Origin of the sequence: Cytobacillus firmus (assembly GCF_023715565.1) — a bacterium.
GTDB classification, from domain to species: Bacteria; Bacillota; Bacilli; order Bacillales; family Cytobacillaceae; genus Cytobacillus; species Cytobacillus firmus_C.
Genome location: NZ_JAMBOJ010000026.1, coordinates 1 through 24,964, shown reverse-complemented (window position 1 = coordinate 24,964; position 24,964 = coordinate 1). Strand labels below are relative to the sequence as shown.

At 41.1% G+C, this 24,964-nt stretch carries 22 protein-coding genes and 3 pseudogenes; 8 read left to right on the top strand and 17 right to left on the bottom strand.

The genetic code is table 11. The annotated features are described in order from the left end of the window. The first annotated feature begins 305 nt into the window (after nucleotides 1–305). Nucleotides 306–1,241, top strand: coding sequence for a transporter substrate-binding domain-containing protein (locus M3205_RS12205; RefSeq protein ID WP_251170158.1), 936 nt, complete (start codon nucleotides 306–308; stop codon nucleotides 1,239–1,241). 28 nt (nucleotides 1,242–1,269) lie between these two features. On the opposite strand, the gene M3205_RS25625 is transcribed toward M3205_RS12205, so the two are convergent. The 7 genes and pseudogenes from M3205_RS25625 to M3205_RS12185 form a co-directional block, all read right to left on the bottom strand. Beyond that, nucleotides 1,270–1,392, bottom strand: a complete 123-nt coding sequence (locus M3205_RS25625) for a hypothetical protein (RefSeq protein WP_285886280.1) — start codon at nucleotides 1,390–1,392, stop codon at nucleotides 1,270–1,272. Between the two features lie 442 nt (nucleotides 1,393–1,834). Continuing rightward, on the bottom strand, nucleotides 1,835–2,296 hold the full coding sequence (locus M3205_RS12200) for a YrhA family protein (RefSeq protein ID WP_251170157.1): 462 nt from the start codon (nucleotides 2,294–2,296) through the stop codon (nucleotides 1,835–1,837). Nucleotides 2,297–2,313: 17 nt separating this feature from the next. Beyond that, a complete protein-coding gene (locus M3205_RS12195; protein WP_251170156.1) occupies nucleotides 2,314–3,492 on the bottom strand; it encodes an HNH endonuclease signature motif containing protein in 1,179 nt (392 codons plus the stop codon). A 12-nt stretch (nucleotides 3,493–3,504) separates the two neighbouring features. Continuing rightward, nucleotides 3,505–3,840: pseudogene (locus tag M3205_RS25925) on the bottom strand (T7SS effector LXG polymorphic toxin); the annotation flags it as partial. Beyond that, a complete protein-coding gene (locus M3205_RS12190; RefSeq protein ID WP_251170155.1) occupies nucleotides 3,824–4,039 on the bottom strand; it encodes a T7SS effector LXG polymorphic toxin in 216 nt (71 codons plus the stop codon). The pseudogene M3205_RS25925 and the gene M3205_RS12190, both read right to left, overlap by 17 nt. 531 nt (nucleotides 4,040–4,570) lie before the next feature. Then, nucleotides 4,571–4,714, bottom strand: coding sequence for a DUF7662 domain-containing protein (locus tag M3205_RS26055; protein WP_445662645.1), 144 nt, complete (start codon nucleotides 4,712–4,714; stop codon nucleotides 4,571–4,573). Between the two features lie 50 nt (nucleotides 4,715–4,764). Continuing rightward, nucleotides 4,765–4,971, bottom strand: a pseudogene (locus M3205_RS12185) (SRPBCC family protein); the annotation flags it as partial. A 105-nt stretch (nucleotides 4,972–5,076) separates the two neighbouring features. On the opposite strand from M3205_RS12185, the gene M3205_RS12180 reads away from it, so the two are divergent. Together M3205_RS12180 and M3205_RS12175 are read left to right on the top strand one after the other, a co-directional pair. Beyond that, nucleotides 5,077–5,424, top strand: coding sequence for a PadR family transcriptional regulator (locus M3205_RS12180; protein ID WP_251170154.1), 348 nt, complete (start codon nucleotides 5,077–5,079; stop codon nucleotides 5,422–5,424). Further along, nucleotides 5,411–6,412 (top strand): HAAS signaling domain-containing protein, encoded by a 1,002-nt coding sequence (locus M3205_RS12175; protein ID WP_251170153.1) that lies wholly within the window; start codon nucleotides 5,411–5,413, stop codon nucleotides 6,410–6,412. The genes M3205_RS12180 and M3205_RS12175 overlap by 14 nt, the downstream gene beginning before the upstream one ends. Before the next feature lie 39 nt (nucleotides 6,413–6,451). On the opposite strand, the gene cyoE is transcribed toward M3205_RS12175, so the two are convergent. The 9 genes from cyoE to M3205_RS12130 form a co-directional block, all read right to left on the bottom strand. Continuing rightward, a complete protein-coding gene (cyoE, locus tag M3205_RS12170) occupies nucleotides 6,452–7,369 on the bottom strand; it encodes a heme o synthase (RefSeq protein WP_251170152.1) in 918 nt (305 codons plus the stop codon). A 431-nt stretch (nucleotides 7,370–7,800) separates the two neighbouring features. Then, nucleotides 7,801–8,289 (bottom strand): coiled-coil domain-containing protein, encoded by a 489-nt coding sequence (locus M3205_RS12165; protein WP_251170151.1) that lies wholly within the window; start codon nucleotides 8,287–8,289, stop codon nucleotides 7,801–7,803. 184 nt (nucleotides 8,290–8,473) lie between these two features. After that, nucleotides 8,474–9,037, bottom strand: a complete 564-nt coding sequence (locus tag M3205_RS12160) for a competence protein ComK (protein ID WP_251170150.1) — start codon at nucleotides 9,035–9,037, stop codon at nucleotides 8,474–8,476. A gap of 154 nt (nucleotides 9,038–9,191) precedes the next feature. Further along, nucleotides 9,192–10,226 (bottom strand): DNA sulfur modification protein DndB, encoded by a 1,035-nt coding sequence (locus M3205_RS12155; RefSeq protein ID WP_251170149.1) that lies wholly within the window; start codon nucleotides 10,224–10,226, stop codon nucleotides 9,192–9,194. Further along, nucleotides 10,223–11,347 (bottom strand): DNA sulfur modification protein DndB, encoded by a 1,125-nt coding sequence (locus tag M3205_RS12150; protein WP_251170148.1) that lies wholly within the window; start codon nucleotides 11,345–11,347, stop codon nucleotides 10,223–10,225. The genes M3205_RS12155 and M3205_RS12150 overlap by 4 nt, the downstream gene beginning before the upstream one ends. Before the next feature lie 322 nt (nucleotides 11,348–11,669). Continuing rightward, nucleotides 11,670–12,803: a glycerate kinase family protein gene (locus tag M3205_RS12145; protein ID WP_251170147.1), complete on the bottom strand. Its 1,134-nt coding sequence runs from the start codon at nucleotides 12,801–12,803 to the stop codon at nucleotides 11,670–11,672. Nucleotides 12,804–12,815: 12 nt separating this feature from the next. Continuing rightward, a complete protein-coding gene (locus tag M3205_RS12140; protein WP_251170146.1) occupies nucleotides 12,816–14,504 on the bottom strand; it encodes an alpha-amylase family glycosyl hydrolase in 1,689 nt (562 codons plus the stop codon). A gap of 2 nt (nucleotides 14,505–14,506) precedes the next feature. Beyond that, on the bottom strand, nucleotides 14,507–17,167 hold the full coding sequence (locus M3205_RS12135; protein ID WP_251170145.1) for a glycoside hydrolase family 38 N-terminal domain-containing protein: 2,661 nt from the start codon (nucleotides 17,165–17,167) through the stop codon (nucleotides 14,507–14,509). Between the two features lie 82 nt (nucleotides 17,168–17,249). Beyond that, nucleotides 17,250–19,211 carry a fructose-specific PTS transporter subunit EIIC gene (locus M3205_RS12130; protein WP_251170144.1) on the bottom strand — a complete coding sequence of 654 codons (1,962 nt, stop codon included), beginning with the start codon at nucleotides 19,209–19,211 and terminating at the stop codon, nucleotides 17,250–17,252. Between the two features lie 231 nt (nucleotides 19,212–19,442). Between M3205_RS12130 and M3205_RS12125 the strand changes: the two genes are divergently transcribed. Next, nucleotides 19,443–20,207, top strand: a complete 765-nt coding sequence (locus M3205_RS12125) for a MurR/RpiR family transcriptional regulator (protein WP_251170143.1) — start codon at nucleotides 19,443–19,445, stop codon at nucleotides 20,205–20,207. 184 nt (nucleotides 20,208–20,391) lie between these two features. Here the strand turns inward: M3205_RS12125 and M3205_RS12120 are convergent. Beyond that, nucleotides 20,392–20,592, bottom strand: a pseudogene (locus M3205_RS12120) (type I phosphomannose isomerase catalytic subunit); the annotation flags it as partial. A gap of 233 nt (nucleotides 20,593–20,825) precedes the next feature. On the opposite strand from M3205_RS12120, the gene M3205_RS12115 reads away from it, so the two are divergent. The 4 genes from M3205_RS12115 to M3205_RS12100 all read left to right on the top strand — a co-directional run bounded on the left by M3205_RS12115 (nucleotide 20,826) and on the right by M3205_RS12100 (nucleotide 24,826). Continuing rightward, on the top strand, nucleotides 20,826–21,059 hold the full coding sequence (locus M3205_RS12115; RefSeq protein ID WP_251170142.1) for a hypothetical protein: 234 nt from the start codon (nucleotides 20,826–20,828) through the stop codon (nucleotides 21,057–21,059). A 118-nt stretch (nucleotides 21,060–21,177) separates the two neighbouring features. Further along, nucleotides 21,178–22,269 (top strand): endospore germination permease, encoded by a 1,092-nt coding sequence (locus tag M3205_RS12110; protein ID WP_251170141.1) that lies wholly within the window; start codon nucleotides 21,178–21,180, stop codon nucleotides 22,267–22,269. Next, nucleotides 22,250–23,707, top strand: a complete 1,458-nt coding sequence (locus M3205_RS12105) for a spore germination protein (RefSeq protein WP_251170140.1) — start codon at nucleotides 22,250–22,252, stop codon at nucleotides 23,705–23,707. The genes M3205_RS12110 and M3205_RS12105 overlap by 20 nt, the downstream gene beginning before the upstream one ends. 3 nt (nucleotides 23,708–23,710) lie before the next feature. After that, entirely contained in the window at nucleotides 23,711–24,826 is a 1,116-nt protein-coding gene (locus M3205_RS12100; protein WP_251170139.1) for a Ger(x)C family spore germination protein, read from the top strand. The last annotated feature ends 138 nt before the right edge of the window (nucleotides 24,827–24,964 follow it).

Sequence of the window (24,964 nt, the reverse complement as noted above, 5' to 3'; positions counted from 1 at the left end):
TGGTGCGAGCAAGAAAGATTGCCCACAATTAAACCCCAATAAGAAAATGCAATTTAACACATTTATATACGAGCGTTAATCCTTCTTAATGCAAATATGATTATTTAAAAAAATGCCAATCCCTTATATATCAGAGGTACGCTGGTATTAGGCTATTTAGGGCCAAATGATATTGTGTTTATATAATAAAGGGGCTATTTTCCTCGTATAAACGAACTATTTTATTGAAAATTCGGAAAATAAATTTACTTTATCTATCTTCCTAAAGATAATAGACATAACTAAATGAATAGGAGGGAAACATTTTGCCCAAAAAAGTACTCATCGTATTTGCTCTTTTTGCATTGTTGATTACCGGAGGGACAAACCTGTCACTTGCCGACAGTATAACCAAGCAGCTTGAGTTAAATGGAAAGACGTTAAGCACGGTTACTGTAAATGGAAAGCCTTATGTATCAGTGAAACAGGTAGCCCAAGCTTCAGGAGGGGAAGTACATAAAAATGCCAATACATTCGTCATTGGCTCAAGGCTCGACCATATTTTAAAGAAGGGTGTGATTCGGGTAGGAACAACTGGTGATTATAAGCCATTTACGTACTTTAATCCGGAAACAAAAGAGTATGAAGGCTATGATATCGAAGCGGCTAAATTAATGGCAGCAGACCTTGGGGTGAAGATCACTTTCGTTAAAACTTCTTGGCCAACCTTAATGGAGGACCTCCATAAAAACAAGTTTGATATCGCGGTTGGAGGAATCAGCCGCAATACAGAACGGCAAAAAACAGCACACTTAACACAGCCTTATATAAATGACGGAAAGGCTCCTTTAATCCGACAGGAAGATAAAGAGAAATATACAAGTTTGGAAGCGATTGACCAGCCAAATGTCACCATCGGTGTAAACCCAGGGGGAACCAACCAAAAATTCGTGAATGCCAACATTACACAAGCAAAGGTTGTCGTAATCGAAAACAATCTGGATATTCCGAACATGGTTGCTGAAGAAAAAGTAGATGTGATGATTACGGACAGCATTGAGGCCATCTACTATGCAAGCCAGGATTCCAGGCTTTACGCGGCTCTGACGGACAATACGTTCACGAAAAGCCAAAAAGGCTACCTTATGCATCGCGGGGATGCAGTATTTCAGAACTGGGTTAATCTCTGGATGGAGGAGATGGAGCTCAATGGAGAATTTGACCGATTAAAAGAAAAGTGGATATACAATAAGGGAGTATAATAGAAAAGATAGGCCAGACATCTATATCCTATGCTATTCTCTTAAAAAAAGAGATGACAGAATAAAACGGGTGGTTTTGCAGCAGAAATACTACTGGTTTAACTTCAGCTGTAATTGTTGCTGCCAGTACAACAGGAAAACGCTCTTCCATTAAAGGGCGCTTTTATGGAATAAAATATAGATTATAAAAAGACTTTATAGTTATTCATTTAAGAAATGTAAAGATATTAAACAACTATTTTAAACACCGTCTAGGTTAACTGGACGGTGTTTGTATGATTATAAAGGCAGAATTAAATATCTTTATTGTAACTGAACAGAAACGGCCCTATTATTCTCCAATTATCTAATGGGTATGGAGAAAGACCGGGACTTTAAGGTTTAAGCTATTAAGACCAAACAGAAAAGTTAATCAGTTGTCTAAGCCCTTGGGATTAAATTCCTAGCATTTTATGTTTGCTTAATATGCTAATACGTATATAAGTTTGTGTCTCTTATCCCATCTTTATTTAATAAGAAAAAGCTGCCTGGTTTTTGGCAGCTAGTATTGAAAAAACGAGATTGAGTTTACCCTAACCCTCAGTTAAGGATTATTAGGTTAGAGCTGTTTGTAAAGCTTCACTTAACATTGAATCAAAACTATCAAAAGATTGAATTATGGATCCGGACGGTTTATCAAGTTCAAGGAACCTTGCTTTTTGAAGTTCTAAACAGTACCAGGCAGTATCAGAGTCCCCAAAAAACATGTATTGCTTTTGCCAATCATTTTCATACCAAATATCATTAGTTTCAACAAACCCCTGAAGATTTTCACCTTCTTGGTCATAAAGTAGATGTTCGTCAACACCATAAATGACCAAACCATTAAAGTCTAATCCATTTACAGTTTTCAAAAAGTCTACATAAGACTTAGGTAATTCTATATTCCCTAATTTCTCCTGAATGTCTAGCCGCAACTTTCTTATCTCTACATCCGTAACTGGATTCCTTAGTGAACTGCCATATTTCTCTTCAATTTTCTTTATTTCAATCAATAATTCTTTCCACTGGGCCATATCTGCTCATCCCTTCTTTATTTAAAAGGTTCCGGTGGGTAAACCTCATCTTCAAACATTGGCCAATTAATCCTTTTTCTTTGTGTAGGAGTTAATTCTCTTGTTAGAGAGTTTTGTTCATTGGTAACTGCTTTATGATAGGGATCATTTTTTATCAATACCAAGTTAGTAAAATCATTGGTACCACCATCATCTAAAGGTAAATTATGATGGACTTGCCATCCCTTTGGATTAAGGCCATCTTTCATTCTGGCAATATCATTATCATTTAACCCTGCCCTTCGAAGAAATTGTACTCTTATTGGATCGTTAGCAAACGTTTTAAGAAAACTTTTCTTAACAGAATTATTAAAGGTTTTTCTTAATTGCGCAGTTTCTTCCGGATGTCTTTTTGTGTATATAATCTCTTCTACTTTTACGCCTTTTAAATGGACTTTTTCTCCCTTTAAAGTACCAACAAAGTAATTATCTTTTTCAATTTTATTAGGCTTTGCTCTATACTCTTTATCTGCTAGCTTCTTGATCTGTGTCAAGGGGTTATGAAATACATTGTAAGGTACTGGACCGTGAGCGACACCTCCCACCATTGCAGGAGCTGGTCCTTGTGTATGAAATGAAAGTCCCTTACCTCCCTTAGTAGCCTGGCCTACCGTCTTGGCTATTGTACCGGCTTTACCAATTCCTTTATCCCCGAGAATACCAATACCAAGGGAAGTCAGGCCATAGGTAAAGAAGGCTGTCCGGCTTTTGGCATCCCCATTTACAACATCCCGCTCCCAGGCACTGGTGATAGCAGCCCATATGTATTTCAGCATATCCAGAACCTGACGTACTTTTCCTATGGGGTCATTTAAAATGCGTAAATAACACTCCTGGTGCTTCCTTTGATTTTCTAGCAGATGGTCACGGTTAAACAGCAATTCACTACCTAAAAACAGCGGACTGAACGGTCCCATGATCTTTCTTCCCAGCTCATAGGTAGACTTAAGGCCTTCCAAAGTATCTCCTACAGCTTCAGAAGCCCCCTCAATGGCTCCTTCAACCATATCTTGAAGGAGACTTTTCTCCCTTTGTGGACTAGGATTCGATATTTCATCATGGAAATCCTTCCAGTTAAGAGCTCTTGGCTGATAATCGGCCAAAGATAAGTTGCCGCTTTGGAGCATGCCAGCCATTTTTTTTATGTAGTCTTCCATGTGGTCTAAATTTTTTAAGAGGGGGTCAAGCTCTGCAGTTTCCCGATGGTCAAAGGATTCTAATTTTTCAACTGTTCCCCGGCTTGAGTCCTGGGCATGTATTGATGCTTGGATAAAGCGGTTATCCTCCAGCAGCGGCAGCGGGACAATATCGCTTACGGTTTTTATTACTTCATTTGCTTCTTTAGTTAGTTCAGAGGCGATCTGAAGAGTGTTTCTTAGGCCCAATTGTAGCTCATTCTCAAGGAATTCCTGGCGGATGAATCCTGCAGGAGAAGATTCAAAGTCGTGGATTGTGTTTTCTAGACTGTTTAAATAGGATTGGTAATCTTCAATCCATTGATTCAAAGAATGATAGAAAAGGCAGGTGGCTTTCCTGGTAGCAGTTTATAATCGACCTACCGCCATCTCCTTTGAAAGAATCTTCATGAGAGACAAACTCCTTGATGGCCATTTGAACATGTTTAACTTGATTCTTAAGTATATTCAGTTGATTACTTGTCTGTTGGATACCTAAAAGTAAATCTTTCACATCTAATACTTTCAACTTTAATCATCTCCATACTTAAACTGTTCACCTGACATTCACATATTCCACATTTTTCTATTTTTATATTGATTTACTCATTAAACTAGTTGAATAGGGATTTTGATGTGAAAATTTCTTATGTATTGTTCTCTTTTGCAAGCAACGACAAATAACTTATTGAAAATGTATCTAGGCGCTTAATTACTTCTTACAAACTAGGCACTCCCGTATGCTCTCTTCATTTAAGATTTCCTTTAAATCGCCGCACCAGTAGTAACATCCATTCTTTTCTTGATTATTAATAACCTTTTGTTCAAAAAATCTTATATTAATATGAGGACAACTTGCCATATGTAATGTCTTAATTTTAATTGGTTTATCATCTATAAGGAAATTACCAATTTTATTATTTCTTATTAATTAAATTCATTTATACTGTTAATTTTAATCATTGTTCGCCCCTACTGTTATTTGTGATTACTATATTAACAACGCTGCTTTTATAAAGCTAATCTTCTATGTGCTTAACAAGCTCTACCTTTTGTTCTTTCAAGTTTGGTTTTGCAATAAAATGAGCATTTTTTCAAGCGAAGGACTGTGTATGAGAATCCGATTATACCACCACGCTTCATGTTCATAGGCTGATTTTGGGAGTGTGAACCCTAGAATGTCTTCTACCTCTAAAAAAGTCATTTTGATACTCTTAGTCTTTTGGAACTTTAAAAAATTTTGTAGCGGTTCGTATCTGAAAAGTAATCTATATAGCGGATGCTCTCCAGCTCGTTAATTTCCTTGTATATCCCCTTGCCCCAGGATTCCATACCATAGAATTGGCTCTGATTCCGATCCACACACTTCATGCAATAATGACAAACTCCTCCAGGCGTGAAGTCAACGGTGCAAACTGGGAGCTCCCAGCCTCTTGGACCCCACCAATGTTTCTGGTGTTTCCTCTTGAATGCAAAAGTTTATTGTTTTCATCACACTCATACTGTATGATACATAGTATAAACCATATAGTGTATGACATATAGTATAGCAAGCGAGGTGATTGAATGAGTACGCTGCTGAATTCGTTAACAACTGAACTGCGCAGAGGGACATTGACATTGGCAGTGCTGAGCCAGCTCCGGACACCGCAATACGGGTATTCACTGGTTCAGTTATTGGAAGACTCCGGCATCAATATTGATCAGAGCACATTATATCCATTGCTGCGGCGTCTGGAAAAACAGGAGCTTGTCACGAGCAGCTGGGATCATTCGGAGAGCCGGCCACGTAAGTATTATGTATTAAGCGAAATGGGTCTGGAGACATTTCTGCAGCTTAGAGAAGAATGGATAAACAATTCCAAACAGCTTTTCGGGCTGTTAAAGGGGGATGAGAAAGATGGATTTAATTGAAGTTTATATACAGGAAGTGACCCGGAGGCTGCCTGAAAAGAACCGTGCGGATATCGCACTCGAGCTGCAGTCAACGATCAGGGATATGCTTCCGGATGATTACAATGAGGAAGATGTTAAGGATGTCCTCAGCAAATTGGGCAGTCCCGCAGTCCTGGCGGCAGGATACCGGGATCAGCCGATGCATCTGATCGGGCCGCGCTATTTTGATGTTTATGTATCACTGTTAAAGATGATCCTGCCAATTGCCGCAGCGATTTCTTTGATTACGCTAGCTGCCGAGATCATATTCAATTTTAACCGTGACGAAACCATCATCAATGCCATACTGGAATTAATAGGCTACGGAATTTGGAGACTCATGGAAGTGGCTGTCCAGGTATTTTTCTGGCTGACTATTGTATTTGCTTTAATTGAAAGGATGGATAAAGGAAAAGAGCAGCATCCACTATCCCCAAGTCTAAAACCGTGGACTCCGGAGGATTTGAAAAGCATCACGTATATTCCAAAGAAAAAAGCTATTTCCAAGGTTGAGGTGTTCGGAAGCTTAATGTGGACCGCCATTTGGGCAACCCTTTACTTTTATGCTGACCGGCTTATGGGTGTCTATAGAGGTGGAAGTGAAGGACTCGAGTTTAAAATTCCCGCGATCAACCAGGATGTTCTGCTGGGATATTGGCCTATTGTGGTTGTCATCATTGCGCTCGAAGCGGGACTCGCTCTTTACAAACTGATCATTGGGCAATGGACGAAAAGAATGGCGATCTTCAACACCGTCCTTGAACTGCTTGCCACTATCGTATTTATCATCATTCTGCTGAATCCAAATTTGCTCCACGCAGAATTTATAGCATTCATGACTGATTTATTTTCAATATCCGCTGCCCAATTGAAGAGCTGGCTGCTAAGCAGCATCATCATCATTTTCATTATCTATGCAGGAATCAGTATTTATGATGGAATCCGCAAATCAAGAATCACCTCTTAAACAAGAACAGACACACTGATTTTCAGTGTGTCTGCTTTTTTATAAGTTAAAAATAATCCCCATAATCGAGTATATAATCACCGTCGAAAAAAGAACTGTCATATGGACTAGTGAAAAGATAAACAGGGATTTTGCCCATTTTTCAGGATCCATTCTTTTATAGCCGTAGATACTGAGTGTCAGCCAGGCAATCCCGAGGAGCAAGGCTACGAGCATCAGGCCGGTGCTTAAGGTACCTAACAGAAAGCTGATCCCAATCAGAATAACTAAGTAAACATTCGTCTGGATATATGTCCTTCTGACACCTTTAACAACAGGCAGCATCGGCACATTCGCCGCTTTATATTCATCATGCTTCCGGATCGCTATCGCATAAAAGTGCGGCATTTGCCAGATGATGGTGATGATAAACAGCCCAAGGATAGCAGGATGCGTGATATCCGGATGGATGGCAGCCCAGCCGATAAGCGGCGGCATCGCACCTGAAATACTTCCAATCTCAGTGTTATAAATGGTTTTTCGCTTGCTCCACATTGTGTAAGGAACCACATAAAAAAACAGCCCCAAAAATCCAAGCAGACCCGCTAACGGAGTCGTGAAGGCAAGAGCGAGTATTCCAAACACAGACATGAGACTTGCAAGCCACAATACCTGCTTCGTCGTGATTTCCCCTGTGACAGTTGGTCTGCTTTGTGTCCGCTTCATGATCGAATCAATATCACGATCATATAAATTGTTAAACGCCCCTGCTGCTCCCATTACAAGGCTTGAGCCAATAAAGGCAAGCATTATCTCGGGCAGCTTCTCCAGAAGCCCGAAGTTATACGTATATAAGGCCAGTGTTAATCCTGCAAACATCGGGATCAGGTTGGATTTAATAATCCCTGTTTTGACTGTCAGTGCGAGGATCTTTGATAAAGGCCGTCCCTGCATCTTGAGGGTTTCTTCCTCTTTCATGATTAATTCTTCCCCTTTTAATTATTCTCTCTTTCTCTATATGCAAATATTAATTATACACCTATTATAACAGGAGTTAATGCTCAATGATTTCTGAAAAATCCCATTGCTGGTAAACTCTTTGCAAAAGTAAAGAGAACCTTGCCTTCCGCTTAGTCCTCTATGTTAATTCTAACATTATTTACTTGGCAATGGGACTTATAATCGTGACAGCTTTGTTTCAGAAAATAATCCCCACCGGTCATGTATGATTTTCTCCTTTTTGAGTTATTTCATTATTCATTGTACAACGCTGCCCTGTTAAATTTCAGAGAGGTGGACCAGAAAAATAAAAACACCTGTCCTAAGTCCAATGCGATACATAAGGTCAGGTGCTTGATTTGGAAACAAATAGTGAAGATGAAGAAAGTACGAAGTGTTCTTCTTGAGGATTACTGATTGTTCAGCTTATAGATTTGCCGGGAGTGCTCTGATATCTTTTGATCATAATAAGCGAGATCATGCTTAGATGCTGCTGATTCTCTAAGATCAGCAATCTGTTCAATAGCCTGATCCGCTTTCGCATCAATTACAGACAATTTTTCATTCATTTCATTCATTTTAACATTTGTGCCAGCGACACTATGAATCAATTGCTGGATAAGGTCTTCATGCCGCTTTAAGTCCGCTGTCAGCCTCTTATCCATTGAGGTCACTTTCTGGTCCAATGTATCCAGCATTTTATCCATCGAGCTGACCTTTTGATCCAGTGCGTCCAGCCTTTCATCCATCGAGCTGACCTTTTGATCCAGTACGTCCAGCCTTTTATCCATCGAGCTGACCTTTTGATCCAGTACGTCCAGCCTTTTATCCATGAAATCCACTTTATTATTTAATGATTCAAGCTTGTTGAGGATTAAATTCAGTACTTTTTCCACCATTTCTCACCTCCTTCTCTTATCATTATATCAGGAACTATGTCGAATCAGACAAGAATTTTGGGATCTGAACTAGTCAGGATAACAGTAAAAATGTACAGCTGCCTCAGCAATATACCTTTTTAGAAAGCGCCTATCCTCAGATGCGGGACAGGCACTATTTAGCCGGCAAAAACGCTATCTGCTTCTACTCTTTCTTCCTTTCAATAATATAATTCCTCCTCCCTTTTTTTACCGAGTATGTATCGGTGGTTCTTTCCATAATAAAGCTGAAGGTATTTACCTTGCGCTTGGATATTCTTGATTCCAGCTTCTCTGCCCGGTCATATTTCATAGAGACCTCTTTTTCAGCCGCATTCAGTTTAAAGCAATGGCCTCCACTCACATAAACGTTTGAGGTATCATAGCCCTCAGCCTTGATGGCTTCCACATGATGAAACGCAAACCACACACATTCATCATGCCCTGGCGAAGTATGCGGAAACCAGTACATGTCCATTCCACCCGGAATTCGTACTGGTGCAGCCCTGCAGGGTCCAAGTATAGTTCTCGAACCGCTCGATGCACCATTCAGATCAAAGCCATAATAATTGATGCTATCATCTATGATCTCAATCGGTTTCTTTTTTACCATAAACGTATAGTTTCCTTCCAAAACGAGACTGCAGCATTCGCCTTCTTCGTTATAATGGGCCCTGATTGATTTCGTTTCCGAAATGATTATATACTCCCGTAATAGTAATGCATCCATTGTAATTAATATCCTCCCTTAAACTTCACTATTTAAAAATTGTATATTAAGGAGTATACTAACTTATGAGCTGGTATACTCCATCTCTGAGAAACTCTCAGGCTATCGTCGACCAAGACCCGCCTGAGGGTTTTTTTATGCTGTTACATCATGCTCACCTCCTTTGCGTCTCAAGCCAACTGGCGATCTCCTCTATATTTTTCTTGCTTTTTTCTGGGTAAAAGAATTCTCCCCTTTCCATTCCGTCAAACCTTCTCCACTCCGGATTCGCACTGCTCCAATTTACTTCCTTTAGGAAATCCATTCGTTCAATCAGACTTTGTTTTTTTGCTGACAATGATTGATTTTCCCAACCTTTCATTGCGTATAACGATACTGCCTGAATGACCGGAAAGCTTGCCAGCATGGTTCCTTGATAGTTTCCGATTCTTTTAGGAGATTCAAAGGAGAAGAGTTTATCGAACCAGGAATTTACGATATCCATATAGGCTTCATCGTCTCCTCCGGCATTCTCCTTCCATTCGTCCGATCTGTTTAACAGCTTGCCTGCCAGAAAAGTGGCCACAAGCAATCGCAGCTGGGAAAGTGAGAGGAATTTTTTATTAGCAGGCCGAATAATGGCTCTTTTTTCGGTTTCCACACCTGCTTCTATCAGCTTTGCATTGGATTGAAGAATCCGATTGGTAATCCCATTTAAACGGTCTCTGGAATCATAGGCGATTCGCTTGGACAATGCCACCTGTTTCCCTTTTGTGTTTAAATCAATAAAAAGCTGGTTTTCCTCATCCATGGAGAGTCCTTCAAGGACTTGAATGGCGATCTCTGTCTTCTCCAGCAAATATTGGAGATGATAAGCATTCCGGATTTCTTCGTCCTTCTCACTTTTCATACTCATGAAAATTTGATCCTCGAGCTGAAGCAGAGCTTTCATCCTGTGTGATCCATCTACCATTCTTAATCTGTCTGGCGTTTGCCCGCCTAACATCCCCTCTTCAACTGCGGCAACCAGCGGCGGCATATATATTTCTCCCCCTTCAGCATTCAAGAAGATATACTTTTTAATCCGTCTCACCTGAAGCTGATTCGTATCTCTCAGAATAAGCCTTTCTTGTTTATGCATCCTGATGAGTTCAGAAACAGGCAGCGCAATGAAAGTCTGCCGCTTAGTAAAAACATCTTGAACAATCACGGCTTCAGCCCTCCCTGTTCGATTTTCTTTTTGAATTCCAGTGAGGTCTGCTGGATTTTTCTTGTGGCTGAATGGCCTTTAATTTTCGAAGCTGACGGGTCAAACAGGTGACGGAACATCGGATCATCGTGCTTCCAGCTGCACTCGGACTTTAAGTTTTTAAGTTCGTGTAAAGCTACTTTGTAGGATAAGTTATGAGTTCTGGTCAGCTGATTGACACAGTAGGCTAAAGCTATTTGCACCCCTGAGTAACCGCATGCGAATTTAATTCTATTGGCACTTTTCTTTGGGAAAATCAGCGGCCATATCTTAAAAAATTCGATTGCAATCTCTTCAGCTTCCTTCGGATTGCATCTATAATACGGGGACCCTTTTTTTACTGTTAGAATGCCTTCAAATAGGGCGATGATGCACCTCTTCATGGTGGCTAATGATGTAAGTGCGGAGTTGTGAATGGATATTCTGGAAAGGCTTTGTTCGATTTCAAACATAGGCTGAAGATGTGCTGCAACGCTCCTTGTCAGCTCAGTATATTGGTCACGCTGATCATAGAGCATAACCTGCCCGATATGAGCATCTCTTCTTTCCGTATTTATATCAGTAAAAAGCTGCCTCTCCTGTGTTGTTGTCAAATCCAGGAATACCTGCATGGCAACGGGATATTCTTTCAATCTCTCAATATAGGTCTTCAGCATGATGGCTTCATCCAGCCTGCCTGTTTCTTCCGCTGATTCTTTTCTGGATTTAAGATGGCTTATGGCAGATGAGAAACTCGCACTTCTGTGCTGGCCATCTATGATATAAAGCTTGCTTCCTGGAGTCAGTTCCCATCCATCCTCCGTTTGGCGAATCGCGCCTCTGGCCGAAAACACAAATGGTGAAAAGTAAAAATCCCTGCCTTCTTCAAGCGATTGGATGATAAACTCTCTGATCTCTACCCGCCTTTTTGGATCCAGCTTTCTCTGAACTTCCTCATCCACTTCAAATATCGCTTCCAAAGTCGCATAACGAAGCTGAGTGACCAACACTTTTTTACTAAACTGATTGTATGCAGATCCCTTAATTCTGGTTAATACGCCAATATCTGTCATATTCCTCACCCCGGAGTTAATTATAGCCATGTTGTCTGATTATTGTAAAATCTTTTTTCGTCATTACACTGGTCCTGTTCATGCATATGCGTGATTTTGCTGACCCAGCCTATTTTCTTACTATTGACAGCTGTGGGATGAGATAATATAATACGCTGTTAAAATTTAAGACCATATGTAGGGCATAAATTTGTGATTAATGTCACAAACACACTCCTTACACATCCTTTGCAGTCTCTTTCACAAAAACCTTGAGTTAAGAAAATAAAATTTTTTTCTAAATTCGAACATTTTGTGACAGGAGCTGTTTCCCATAAAAAAAAAGCACGAGATTCACTCCCATGCTTCTTCTCTACCTTATCGCTCTTATCACCTGGCTGGCTGTAACCGCCAGCTGATTTAAAGTGATTGCCGGCAGCATTGCCTCATCAAGCATCCTGCACTCCGTCTGAATGGAGAAAACAGCGTCAAGATATTCGTTCATTTCTTTTAGTTCAGTATCGATTCTTCCGGCAAGGCCAATTACCTTTTTATTGTGAAGTTTGGCGTATTTAGCTATTGTTACCGGTACCTTCCCCAACAAGGACTGATGGTCAAGACTTCCTTCACCAGTGAACACTATATCAGCTTCCTGTATTTTACCCTTAAGCCCCGTTATGTCCATTAAGATTTCAGCACCTGATTGCATTATTGCATTAAGACATGCGGACATGGCGCCACCCAGCCCGCCTGCCGCTCCGGCACCTGGAATGCCCTGGACATTCTTACCTGTCACCCTGAAATATACCTCGCAGAGCCGCTCCAGAGCTTCATCCAATATCAGGATTTCTGAATCATTTGCACCCTTTTGCCTGGCAAAAATATGTGCCGCTCCGTCCATGCCATAAAAAGGGTTCATAACATCGCTCGCAATGGTAAACGAACAATCCTCCAGCTCTTTCAGCGTCTTCTCTGATGACATGGAGGCAATGTTCAAAAGGGGATTGCCTTCCTTGCTGATAACATCGCCTTTTTCATCAAAGAACTCCCAGCCAAGTGCCTGAAGCATTCCAGTACCGCCGTCATTAGTCGCACTTCCGCCCAACGATAGGAAAAAATGACGATATCCATTTTCGATGGCATCCCTGATTTGCTCACCAACACCAAAAGTGTTTGTTTTCATTGGATTTCTTCGTTCAGCAGGGATCAGTGTAAGCCCGCAGCTTGAAGCACTCTCAATAAATACATGATCCTTGCCTTGATAAGGGAAAACGATATATTCAGCCGTGACTTTCTCCATTAACGGACCATGAACACATACAGACCTCCTCGTTCCGCCTTTGGAGTGAATCAACGCTTCAACGGTTCCCTCTCCGCCATCTGCCATCGGGCAAACTTCGACTGAGGCATCGGGCCTAGAATCAAGTACCCCTTTTTTAATTGCCTCACCTGCCTGTAATGAGGAAACCGAGCCTTTAAATGAATCTACAGCAATAACCACTTTCATAAACAGACCACCTTAATTGAGAATCCAAACAAATTCATAAGGCTTTAAAGTGATTTCACTATCTGTTTTTTCACCTGTCAGCAGGTTGGTGCCGTTCAAGTTACCGGATAGTTTCACTGGTGATGATTTGACATTGACTGCGAACAATATTTCTTCACCGGTTTCTTTATTAAAGCGTTTCAAGGCAAAGACATCAGTTCCCATGTCAACTACTTCCTGTTCGGCAAACGGTGAGAAGGCTGAATGTGCCTGACGGATTTCGATCATTTTCTTCAGTCCGCCAAAAATGGCTTTTCTGCGCGGACTTTCAGTCAGTTCACGGGAAATCGTATCAAAATCGAATTTCTCCCTGTTAATCCGGCGATTGATTCCTGACTCCTCAACTCCCCGCTGGTCATTCTGTGACCCAAGCAGGGAATGATAATAAATCGCAGGGACGCCTATGAAGGAAAGAAGAATCGAATGTGCGGCAAGCATTTTCTGCACCTTCAGTTCATCGGTAATATCTTCTCCTTTATTCACGAGCGCTTCGCTGTAGTTAATATTTAATTCATAGACCGATTGAGTGCCGTCACTATTATTTTTATAGGAGACACGTCCGCCATTTTCGACAACCTTATTCACTAGCAGCTGTTTCTCTCCTTCTGTCAGGATTCCTTCCGTTGGACGCATGCCGATTCCGTCATGGCTTGCCAGGAAATTGAAGTAGGTTGCCGTGTCAGAAACCTTGCCAATGGTCTTCGCCCAGTCTGTCAACTTGCCGGAATCATGTGTCGTCATGGTATACAGAACCAGTGGCGGCAGTGAAAACTGGTAAACCATTTGCGCTTCATTCGTTCCATCGCCGAAGTAGCTGATATTTTCCTTATGCGGTACATTTGTCTCGGTAATAATTTGGGTTCCCGGCTTGAAATGATCGAGCAGTGTACGCCACATTTGTATAATCGTGTGGGTCTGCGGCAAATGCATGCAGCTTGTGCCTGATTCCTTCCACAGGAAGCCAATGGCATCAAGGCGGATACTGGTGCCGCCTTGATAGGCATATGTGAGTAGGATGTCCGTCATTTCAAGCAGAAGCGGGAAATAAGCGACATTCACATCAACCTGGTCTTCGCTGAATGTCGTCCAGGCCGTTTTCACTCCATTCTTCCCTTTGTATTCATGGAATAAAGGCGAAGTTCTCGGCCTTACAACGTTTTTTGTATCGAATTCAGGATCATGCGGGATAAAATAATGTTTATATTCAGGATCATCCTGAAGGTAACGTTGGAACCATTCACTTGATTTTGAAATATGGTTGGCAACGAAATCGAACATCATTCGGTAATCCTTCGACAGAGTTTCGATATTACTCCAATTCCCCAGCTCAGGATGGATTTCCCGGTAATCAGTGACCGAGAAACCATCATCTGAGGTATAGGGGAACATTGGCAGCAGATGAACATCAGTAATGACACCCTTAATATATTCATTTAAAAATCGGTGCAGTGTTTCAAGAGTTGGCATTCCTTCTTCATGAATACTGTCACCATAAGTGATCAGATACACATTTTTCTCGGAAATTGCGTCATTTTGCGGCCAATCAGCATCAGACCACTTCCTGATAAGCCCGCTGGCCATTTCCATGTATCGCTTGTCATATTGATCTCCATAAATTTGTTTCAATTGATGCTCTATGGTTTCGAGGAGAACTGTCTTCATTCTTATTCCTCCTTTAATTTCAAAGTGATATACCCTTTTGCAGGCACTGTGATGGTTTCTAAATTCTTTTCCTGTCCTTCTTTTTCATACAGGTCAGTTTCAACTGCTTTTGTAAAATGATCCGATGTGATAGCACATGTTTCATTTTTACTGTAAGGGTTGAACAGTCTGATGATCAGGCTATTATCTTCATAAGCTCTTTTGCAGGTACTGACAAAGATCCCTTGATGATCAAGTTCAAACAATGAGAAAACTTCCGGAGCCTTCTCGATCGGCTGGGGCAGTTCAAAACGCTCGAGCCTTTCTTCGAATGTGTTGTAGGATTGCAGCTGATAAGCTGCATAACGGCCACGGTAATTCTCAACTTCAGCAAACAATACCTTTTCGGAAAATGCCTCATCAAGGAATACAATCCCATACTCAAACTCCATTTTCTGCTGCATTTGCGCATCCGGAGTGTACACCGTTTTGTTGTTAATACCTGATGCACGTCCCGGGCGCCAAGCCAGATTGTCACGGCCCAGCAGCCCAACGCTTCTGAATAGCGTCAAAGCTATTGTCCCGGAATCTTTGATCACTTCATATTCTTTGATTCCTTTAGTGATTACAGCAAATGTGGCTTCCAGGTCTCCAACTGCGGCGAAATTTTCAATTGGATAATAAGGAACCGGCGCTTCTGCAAATCCACGTTCTTTCCAATCAGCCAGGTAGGCGTTCTCAGCCGGACGCTCCAATACGCTGAATGCCTGGTCTCCGTATGAAAGCTCAGGATTCACAACGGGGGTGTCTAAAAGGACACGAACTCTGTGGTCACATACATGGTTATCGATTTCATGTGTAACTCTGATCGTTAACTCACCTTTCCGAAGTTCAAAAGTAGTTATAATCTCAAGCGTCGTGGTATCAGTGCCAGATTGTCTTTCCTCCAGATTTCCCGGAACCATCGCTTTGTGAACTATAGTCATCGTTTCAGCCATTTCCCCTTTTTCAATCTTAAGGAGAGACGCATTGGCAAGAATACGCTGTTCATCACCCTCAAGCGGTGAAAAATCATAAGAATCACCGGCATCAGCGACATTCTCAAACTTCAAAAAGTCCTGAATAGCCTTCCCGGATTGTTTGTTCAGCAATTCGAGTTCGCCATCATTCAAACTCAATGAATAGAAGCTATTTTCAATATGAGTCTCTTCAGAGTGGCTCATGCCTGCAATGCCATTCTGCCCTTCTTCAATCAACAGGGTTTTGTATCCCACCGCGGGGACTTCCTCTAAGTCGATTAAAACCACATTGCGGTAATAACCGGGCTGTTCCACTTCCTTCTCACCCTCGGCTGTGACCACAATGATTTTCCCGCCACTGATGTATTCCTGGCCAGTCAGGGAAACCGGGAGTTTGCTGCCGTCTAAATCGGTGACCGCAAATTCCTTTTCTCTTGTAAAAATAACACTCTCAGCCAATCCGGAAAACGGTTTGGGCTGTGTATTGAAAACAATATTCAAGCCATCTTTCCCAACCTGTTTGCTGATTGCGCGAGTCATCTGCTTTTTCAAGATATTGATCAGCCCATCCGCAATCCTGTCAACTTTAGTCAGGCGCTGCATGATGTCTGAATTCGTATCATCCGAGTTGCAGCCGCCTATGCTGTCATGAGCATGGACATCAAACAGTTGCTTCCACATTTGATCAAGCCATCTTTGCGGATATTTCAAGCCGAGCGTCAGTCCGATCATGGCCAGCGGCTCAAGGGTATGGAGAATTTTTTGTTCAACCACGTCATTAAGCTTCTTGATGTCATAGCGCTGTGATCGGATCGTATTATGGATTCGCGATTTTTGCGGAGCAATGAGCTCGCCTTCAATCAGGTTATCAAAGCTCCCATTCTCCCAGGCTGCCTTCATGAAGCTTTCATAATCAGAAAGAATAAATTCGTGTACAGGGTCCATTTCATTCAGCTTTTCGATCGTTTTCGGAAAATGTTCCCTTACCATCACCTGGTCCCCTCCTGCCGGTAATAGCAGATGTTCACTTTTCGCATTCAGATCTGACAGTTTTTCAAGTAAGGGCAGCAGGCGTTCTTTGTAATAAGTTTCATCAGCAGAGAGAAATTTTCCCGGACCATAGCCGAAATAAATATTGTTCGCCCGAACTGTTTTACCATCCGGTGACTTCCAGGTGAAATTCAAATCCCCTTCAAGCTGGTCAGTATAAATACCTCTTTGCAAAATGCTGTTTTCAATTCCGAAACCGGTAAAAATCGACGGCAAATACGCATTTTGCCCAAAAATGTCAGGCAGGTAGCCTACCTCCATACTGTGTCCGAATTCACTTGCAATGCGCGTTCCATATAAAAGGTTGCGTATCATGCTCTCCTTATGGACCAATAATGAATCGGTCTGCGTATACCAAGGTCCGATGAATAATCTTTTTGCAGTGACCAGCTGTTTAATCCTCTCTTTATCCTCAGGATTAATTTGTAAATACTCCTCAATTACAGAAACCTGAGCATCAAACACATAGCCATGATATTCTTCATCATTTTCAAGTACGGTCATAAGGTGATCTAGATTTTCAGCAAGCAGGACATTGGAATCCTCGATTGTGAAATACCACTCCCGGTCCCAGTGGGAATGCGGGACAACATAAACATATTTCTTTTTCTCCATCTGACTGGCCTCCCTGCAGTGTGTGTGTCGATATAAAATAGATGAAGGTGCCTGTTGATGACAGACACCCCTTTTCGGTTTTTTACTTAGCTGCTTCTTGTCGCTTAATAAGTGCGAAGCGTATGAATATATTGCTTAGTGCAATGAATAATGCGCCGGCAAGAAGTCCGGCAAAATAAGCCCAGAAATTCTCTACTAACGGCCAGCCCCATACAGCAGGCAGTGGATACCATTGAACGGCTCCAAGTGCCACAGCTGTTATAACACCGATGATGGCTCCGATAATGTTAAGCGGAATCGTGATCAGCGGGTTGCGCAGCATGAAAGGAATGGCTCCTTCACTAATAGCGATAAATCCAAGCAATAGTGATGTATTTCCTGTGATACGAAGGTTATCATCAAACACTCTTCTGCCAACAACATATTTATCCATAATAGTAGCAAGTCCTAATCCGATAGGCGGAATGACAATAGCCAATACCCGTGCAGTAAGCGGAAAGATCTGGTCTGCAGCCAGACCAATCGCTATCGCGCCTGCTGCTTTATTAATAGGTCCGCCAAGATCAAATGCCGTTGCAGCTGCAATCACAGCTGATAAGAACAATGTACCTGAACCTTGCGCAGATTCAATATAATTTCTAATTGCTACATTAAGTGCTCCAAAGACCGGATCTACAAAGTAAAAATTCAGGAAGAAAATCGTTAATACACTGATAGCCGGAATAATCAGCATTGGCTTCATAGCCTGCAGGTTTTTGTGCAGCTTGATTTTTTCATTCAGGAATCTTGAAACATAACCTGCAACCAAGCCGAGAATCAATGCACCAAAGAAACCGGATGGAATTCCATCTTCAATTCCCCAGAATGTATAGTGCAGGCCGGCTGCGAATGCTCCTCCGATAAGACCTGAAACAAGACCTGGACGTCCTGCCAGTGAATAAGCGACGAACGCTCCGAAAATCGGATACATGAACTTAAAGATCAGACCGCCAAACTTATCGAGATGATGCAGAATCACTAATAATTCATTCGAATGCTCTATATATTTTGGATCGTGGATCTCTCCGGACAACCCAAATGGCATAGCTCCGAGCTTTGCAATCCCGATCATCAAACCTGCCGCAACAATGACAGGAATCATGTAAGAAATACCGGTCAGGATCGCCTGTGACATTTCCGCCCATAATCCTTTTTTCTCACCTGAATCCGTGCCGGAATCTCCATCTTCACCTGATGCCTGTACCACACCATCCGGATTGTTCAATGCACGATTGATCATGTCCCCGGCGCTCTTTAAAGGTTCTGCAACCTTTGTTTGTACATAAGGCTTCCCATTGAATCGCTCCATTCCTCTTGGAGAGATATCGGTTGCGAAGATCACAGCATCCGCTTCGGCAATCAATGCCTTTGTATGCTGGTCTTCAAGTCCATTGGCACCTTGCTTCTCGGTAATTACACGGATACCCATTTCCCTTCCCGCTTTTTCCAAAGCCTCTGCAGCCATGTACGTATGGGCAATACCTGCCGCGCAGGCCGTGATGGCCAGTACCGTTTTTGTATATTCATCTGAATGTGCTTTTTTCTCCTCAACCTGGTCTATCGCATCCAGGAATTGATCAGCATTTTTTGCGTTCATTAAACGCTGATAGTAGCTTTCATTCATTAAGCGTGTGCTTAATTCAGATAGGAGGCTTAAATGTGTCGACCCTGCTTCAGCACCAGGAATCGCCAATAGGAACACAAGCTCCACTTCATTGTTAGGGTCAATGCTTTCCCATACATTCAATTTATTTTTCAGACGGGCAACCGCAAAGGCAGCCTTTTTTACAGCAGTAGATTTACCGTGCGGAATCGCAAGCCCTTTTTCAAAGCCTGTGGGTGAAATTTTCTCCCTTTCCATTACAGCTTGGAAATACTCTTCTTTTGAGTCAAGGTATCCATTTTGGTCAAGCGCGTCCACTAGATTGCGGATCACATCTTCCTTAGTTCCCCACTCAACATCGAAAAAAAGCAGACTTTTGTCAGTCATGTTCTTTAATTCCATGTCATTCCCTCCTCTTCTTGATTCTCAATAATAGCGTTTTCAATAATTCTCAGATTCAAGAAAGTCTTTTTTAAATCGCTTACAATATAGTTTTAACATGATTCGACTGCTTCTCGTTGTACATTCAGCGTACAAATGTACAACATTGAACAGATAAAGAATATAAGATCAGTTTAGCTTGCCCTGATCGGTATGATATAATCAGGAAAACAACGCAAAAGAGGTACTCCCATGGGAAAAATCACGGAACACTTTGCTCATGCCATTCCCTCACTCACACATGCCGAGAAGCACGTACTCTACTACATCGAGTCTAATGTGGAAAAGGCCAGGCAACTGTCCCTGACAGCAATGGCTGCGGAAAACAATGTCAGTACGACGACAATAGTGAGAATGTGCCATAAGCTCGGCCTTGAGGGATTTACGGAACTGAAGTTTATTCTTAGGGGAATCAAGGATGCGAGTCTGCCGGAAGAAACGAATCCTCTTGTACGCTACAGGCACGATTTGAATGAGACTCTGGAATCCATCCAGCTGGAAGAAATCGAGAAGATTGCTGAGCAAATAGTGAAATCAAGCCGGGTAATCATCGTGGCAGTCGGCCTTTCCAAAATGATGGGCGAATACTTCAGCAAGCTATTCATGCAAGTGAACAAGACGACTGTATACGTGTACGAGTCACATATCATTGATATCCTGACGAACATGCTCGAACCAAAGGACATGGTAATCTTCATCTCATCGAGCGGAGAAACAAAAACAATTACCAAAGTCGCTGATAAAGTCAAATATAAAACGATGCAAACATTATCCATCACAAATTCACCGGACAGCCAGCTCTCAAACTTAACAGAGTATTCTCTAAGTGCAAATGTCCAGCGGGTAACCTATGCAGGATACGACTTAACCGCCCGGTCGACGCTTGTCATGATGATTGACCTCTTGTTTGAGGTTTTCTTAAAAAAAGAATTAGAGGCAAAGAAGAAACGCAAATAAAGGCAACATCGTATAAAAAGAAGCGGACCATTATCATGAGATAATGGTCCGCTTCTTTTATCATTACAAATGCAAACAATCATTTTTGCATTTCTGCTGCGTTTCCAGAATGACAATTCCTGCCCCGATTGCATGTCTTGGAACAAAGTAGAAAACACCTGGCTTAACCAGTACCTTGGTAAGGGTTATTTTCCCATATCTTCCCTAAAGTCAACCCTTTTAATTCTCCTTTCTTCACAATGCTCTGGCCATGGCTATGCGCTGCAAATGCCCAGTACTCGCCAGTTTGTTTAAACGGGAGCTCATAGCCAAAGTCTCTTAGCTGCTCCCCGCCCCATATTCGGTCTTTAAATACCGGATCAAAAAATAATGGTTTTATTGACATGTAATAACCTCCAAGTAGCGATTCACTATACATATTAAAAGAGAACTCAAGGTTGAGCACTCTGCAGGATATCTTCACACTAGAGAAGGTTTCTTTTGAATTGTGTTGGAAGAATCAGCGCATACATTGATCTCTTCAGACAAGATTAATAATAAATCGTTAAGGAAACATCAAGATATTCTATTAAGAACGGTAAATCTGAGCAGATTTTTACTGAAAAGGGAGAGGAAATTATGAAAAATGTTGCTAACAATGTCCATATAGGTGAATTAATAGCTGTCTCCAGCGTTTTTAATTTGAATACTTTTCGAATGACTACACTACTGGAAAATGGCTTAATGGAAGTATTCGATAACAAGGATGCTTTTTTTAATAAGTATGGACATAAGGAAACATATGACGGGATAGATTGGTGTGAGCTGAATAATGGGAGAATCTTTACTTTGGCAATTGGGGCAACGGACTAAAATACCTCTATCACAAGCACAAAAATCTTTTTCTACTCCCCTAAAAAGAATTTACATAATTAAACAAGTCCTAGGTCAAAATATGTGAACTGACATTATAGAATTTAAAGGTGATCGAATGAATCAGAGAGTAATACAGTCCGTGCACATCTATATTCTGCAAATTATTTCTACGGGATTCCTGGTGCATGTGCTTATTCTGCCCATCCTGCTTTCCACAGCGAAAAGGGATTCCTGGCTGAGTGTTCTTTGTTGTATCGCCCCTGTCACTCTTTGGTGCCTGATAATCTTTTATATCTATAAGAAAATGAATTCTCAATATGATCTGATCACTCTAATGAAAAGCAGACGATCGCCTTCATGGATCTATTCCATTTTTTCCTTTTTGTTTGGAATCTATTTTTTGTTTTCCGCCTTCATCACCCTTAAGTTCACGTTAATTTGGGCCAAAACCAATTACTCTTTTGAAGTCCCGAATTTTGTTATTGTGCTTCTCTTCTCTATTATTTGTTTTTACGCATCAGTCAAAGGAATCCGTTCGATAAGCGCAATTGCCTTAATTGTCATTCCGTTTGTTTCATTTTTTGGTTTTTTTGTCGGTGCCGGGAATCTCCAAAACAAGAATTACGAGTTGCTCTTTCCTCTTTATGAGAATGGCTTAGATGGTTTATTCAAAGGGATCTTTTATTCTTGTGCAGGCCTGTTCGATATAACGGCCATTTTATTTCTGACACCCTTCCTAAAAGACAAACTTAAGTTCAAGTGGATTGCATTGGTAGGAGTCATCCTTACTCTGTTAACATTTGGCCCATTAGTTGGGGCCATCTCGGAATTTGGCGTAGAGGAAGCGGCCAAAATGCGAAATCCTGCATATGAGCAATGGAGGCTTTTGCGGATCGGTGACCAATTTACCCGTCTGGACTATCTCTCCATCTTCCAATGGCTTTCGGGTGCATTTGTACGTGTTAGCTTGACTACTTTTATCGCGAACAAATTATTATCGTTCCAATCAAAAAACAAGTGGATTCTCCCAATTCTATATCTGCTATTAATCGCAAGTGCTACTGTAAATTGGGATGCCACCTCTTTTTACTATTTTTTGCAGCAATACTTTTTCCCTTTTAGCGTACTCTTTCAAATTTGCGCACTTCTATTTATCGTTATTCTAATTAAAGTAAGTGGTGAAAAACATGAAAAGAATTCCGCTTAAAAATGATAAGCAATTAATAGAATGGTTTAAGGATTCAGCCGGTATGGTAATCAGAGAGAAAACCTATGCAGAAAGTCCGGGGGTTCAAACCCTTATCTTCCTGTATTGCTCCCATTTAGTGGATTTAAAATATATGAATGAGGTGATATTCCCCGCAATCAAGAATGTCATGCTTGAGAATGGATATTTGGACAAGAATCAATTGTTAAATGAATTAGAAGTAACTCAGCTGGAAGAAAAGGATTATGTGAAAACGGAGATTGAGCAAAAGCTTTTTTCAGGTGAACTGCTGATCATGAATCCCGAGAACAAGGAAATCTTCTTTATATCTGTCTCCAGTATACCTAAAAGAAGCCCAGAGGATTCCAATATTGAAACCTCCATTCGCGGTCCCAGAGATGGATTCGTGGAAAGCCTTACAGATAATATGGCTTTAATTAGGCAAAGACTGAAGTCCTCTTCTTTAAAAAGCATTGAGTATACAGTCGGAGACGTCAACAGAACCAAAATCAACTTACTTTATATGGATAACAAAATAAAGCCCAGAGTTCTTGAAGAAGTAAAAAAAAGACTCGACAACATTGAAATTGACATCGTACAGAGCACAGCTGAAATCGAAGAATTATTATATGATAAAACATTTTCTCTGTTTCCGTTGATGGACAACTCAGGCAGGCCTGATTTCTCTGTGTATGTCTTAACACAAGGATACTTCGTCATTTTAGTGGATGGAAATCCAACATGTTTGTATGGCCCTATTTCATTTTATAATCTGCTCTACTCACCCGAAGATCTTCACGACAGCTTTTTTTATATAAGCTTTATAAGGGTGTTAAGAATGGCGGCCGTCATGACGACGATTTTATTACCCGGCTTCTATATCTCTTTGATTTCGTTCCAGCTCGAGCAAATTCCTTATCACCTAATCGCAACCATATCCGTATCGAGAATTGGGTTGCCATTGGCGGCTCCAGTTGAAACATTTCTTATGCTTGTTTTATTTGAATTATTTAAAGAAGCTGGAGTCCGTCTTCCAAAAGCCGTGGGACAGACTGTAGCAGTACTTGGGGGATTATTTATTGGAGATGCAGCTATTCGGGCAGGATTGACCTCTCCTTCCTGTCTAGTCATTATTGCGATAACAGTCATTTCCGGCTATACGCTTATTAATCAAAACATTTCAGGCAATATTATATTCCTCCGCTATTTTGTTTTAATTATATCATCTATTTTTGGAATATACGGCTTCTATATTTCCATGTTTCTGATCCTGACAGCTGTGGTTTCCCTGGATAGTTTTGGGCAGCCTTATATTCCATATTTGATCAAACCTCATTTGAGAGATCGAATCAAGTCTGCCTTTAAACAGCCATTTCAGCTTCTGACCAGAAAAAGCCGGAACCATAAACTCTTCGGGCATGACAGTCAAAAGGAGTAGCGTATGAGAAAGATCCTATTAATCATGATGATCATTGGATTGCTTTTGGGATTAACGGGATGCTGGGGGAGAAAAGATATACAGGGTCAGGTTTATGTGACAGCTGTTGGCATTGATTACACCGAGGATGAATTTACTGTCTATTTGCAAGCATTGAATTTTGGCAATATCGCTAAACAGGAAGGTGCAAGTTCTATAAAGGCCGTTCCGAATACTATTGCGAAAGCAAAAGGAAAGACCATTCAGTCAGCCATAAGCAAAGTTGAACGAAAATCAGCATACCCGCTCTTTTTTGGTCATGTTGAAACAATTATTCTAAGTGAAAATGCCCTTAAGGAACAACTAAAATCGGTTATTGAGTATATCGGGCAAGATCATTTCTTGCGGTATAATTCCAATTTTTTTGGAACAAAGCAGTCCATGAAAGATATCTTGAATAGCGAAAGTTTTTTTAATTACTCATCGTTATTTACAGTCCTTCATAACCCGGAGGAATTGACCCATAGCAACTATATCCTACCTGTTCAAAAGTACAATAAATTCATTTCCACATATTATGAGCCCGTGGGGTCTTATATCGTTCCTGAGATAATGATAAATGATACGCATTTCACAGAAGGAAAAGACAAAAAGAAGATAGCAGCAATCATGGGTGGCTTTGTCATTTCAAACCAGCAGTATAAAGGTTACGTTCCTAAAGAGGATTTGACCGGCGTAAAATGGACTGCCAATGAGGCTGTGAGAATCCCTCTTACCCTTTTTGACGAAAAAGCGAGTGTCATGATTACTAAGCCCAGAAAGTCAGTGAATGTCCTGGAAGGCACTAGACCTGCTTATGAATTAATAGTAAAAGGGAAAGCTCAGCTAATTCAAAATGAGGAAAGTTTGAGCATAGATGAAATTGAAAAAGAGCTAAACAAAAAAGTAAAACGGCAAATCCGAAAAACGCTGGAGAAAGGCGGTGAACTCCAAGCTGATTTGCTGAATATTAGTGAACCTGCTTATCGGTATTATCTAAATACCTGGAGCCTTCATGAAATCCAATCGTTTGATCTTAGTTCTGTTGAAAAGATTAAAGTTGATATTATGATTGAGAAAAGTGTTAATTATAAGCGTTAAGAATACTGTTGGAGGCTGGGACAAAACCCACCTCTGAAATGAAAAAGCCGGTGACATTTTACGACGAGTAAAATGTCACCGGCTTTGATTGTTTTTGAGAAAAATAAGGACCACTTCTGATACAATTAAGTTACCATA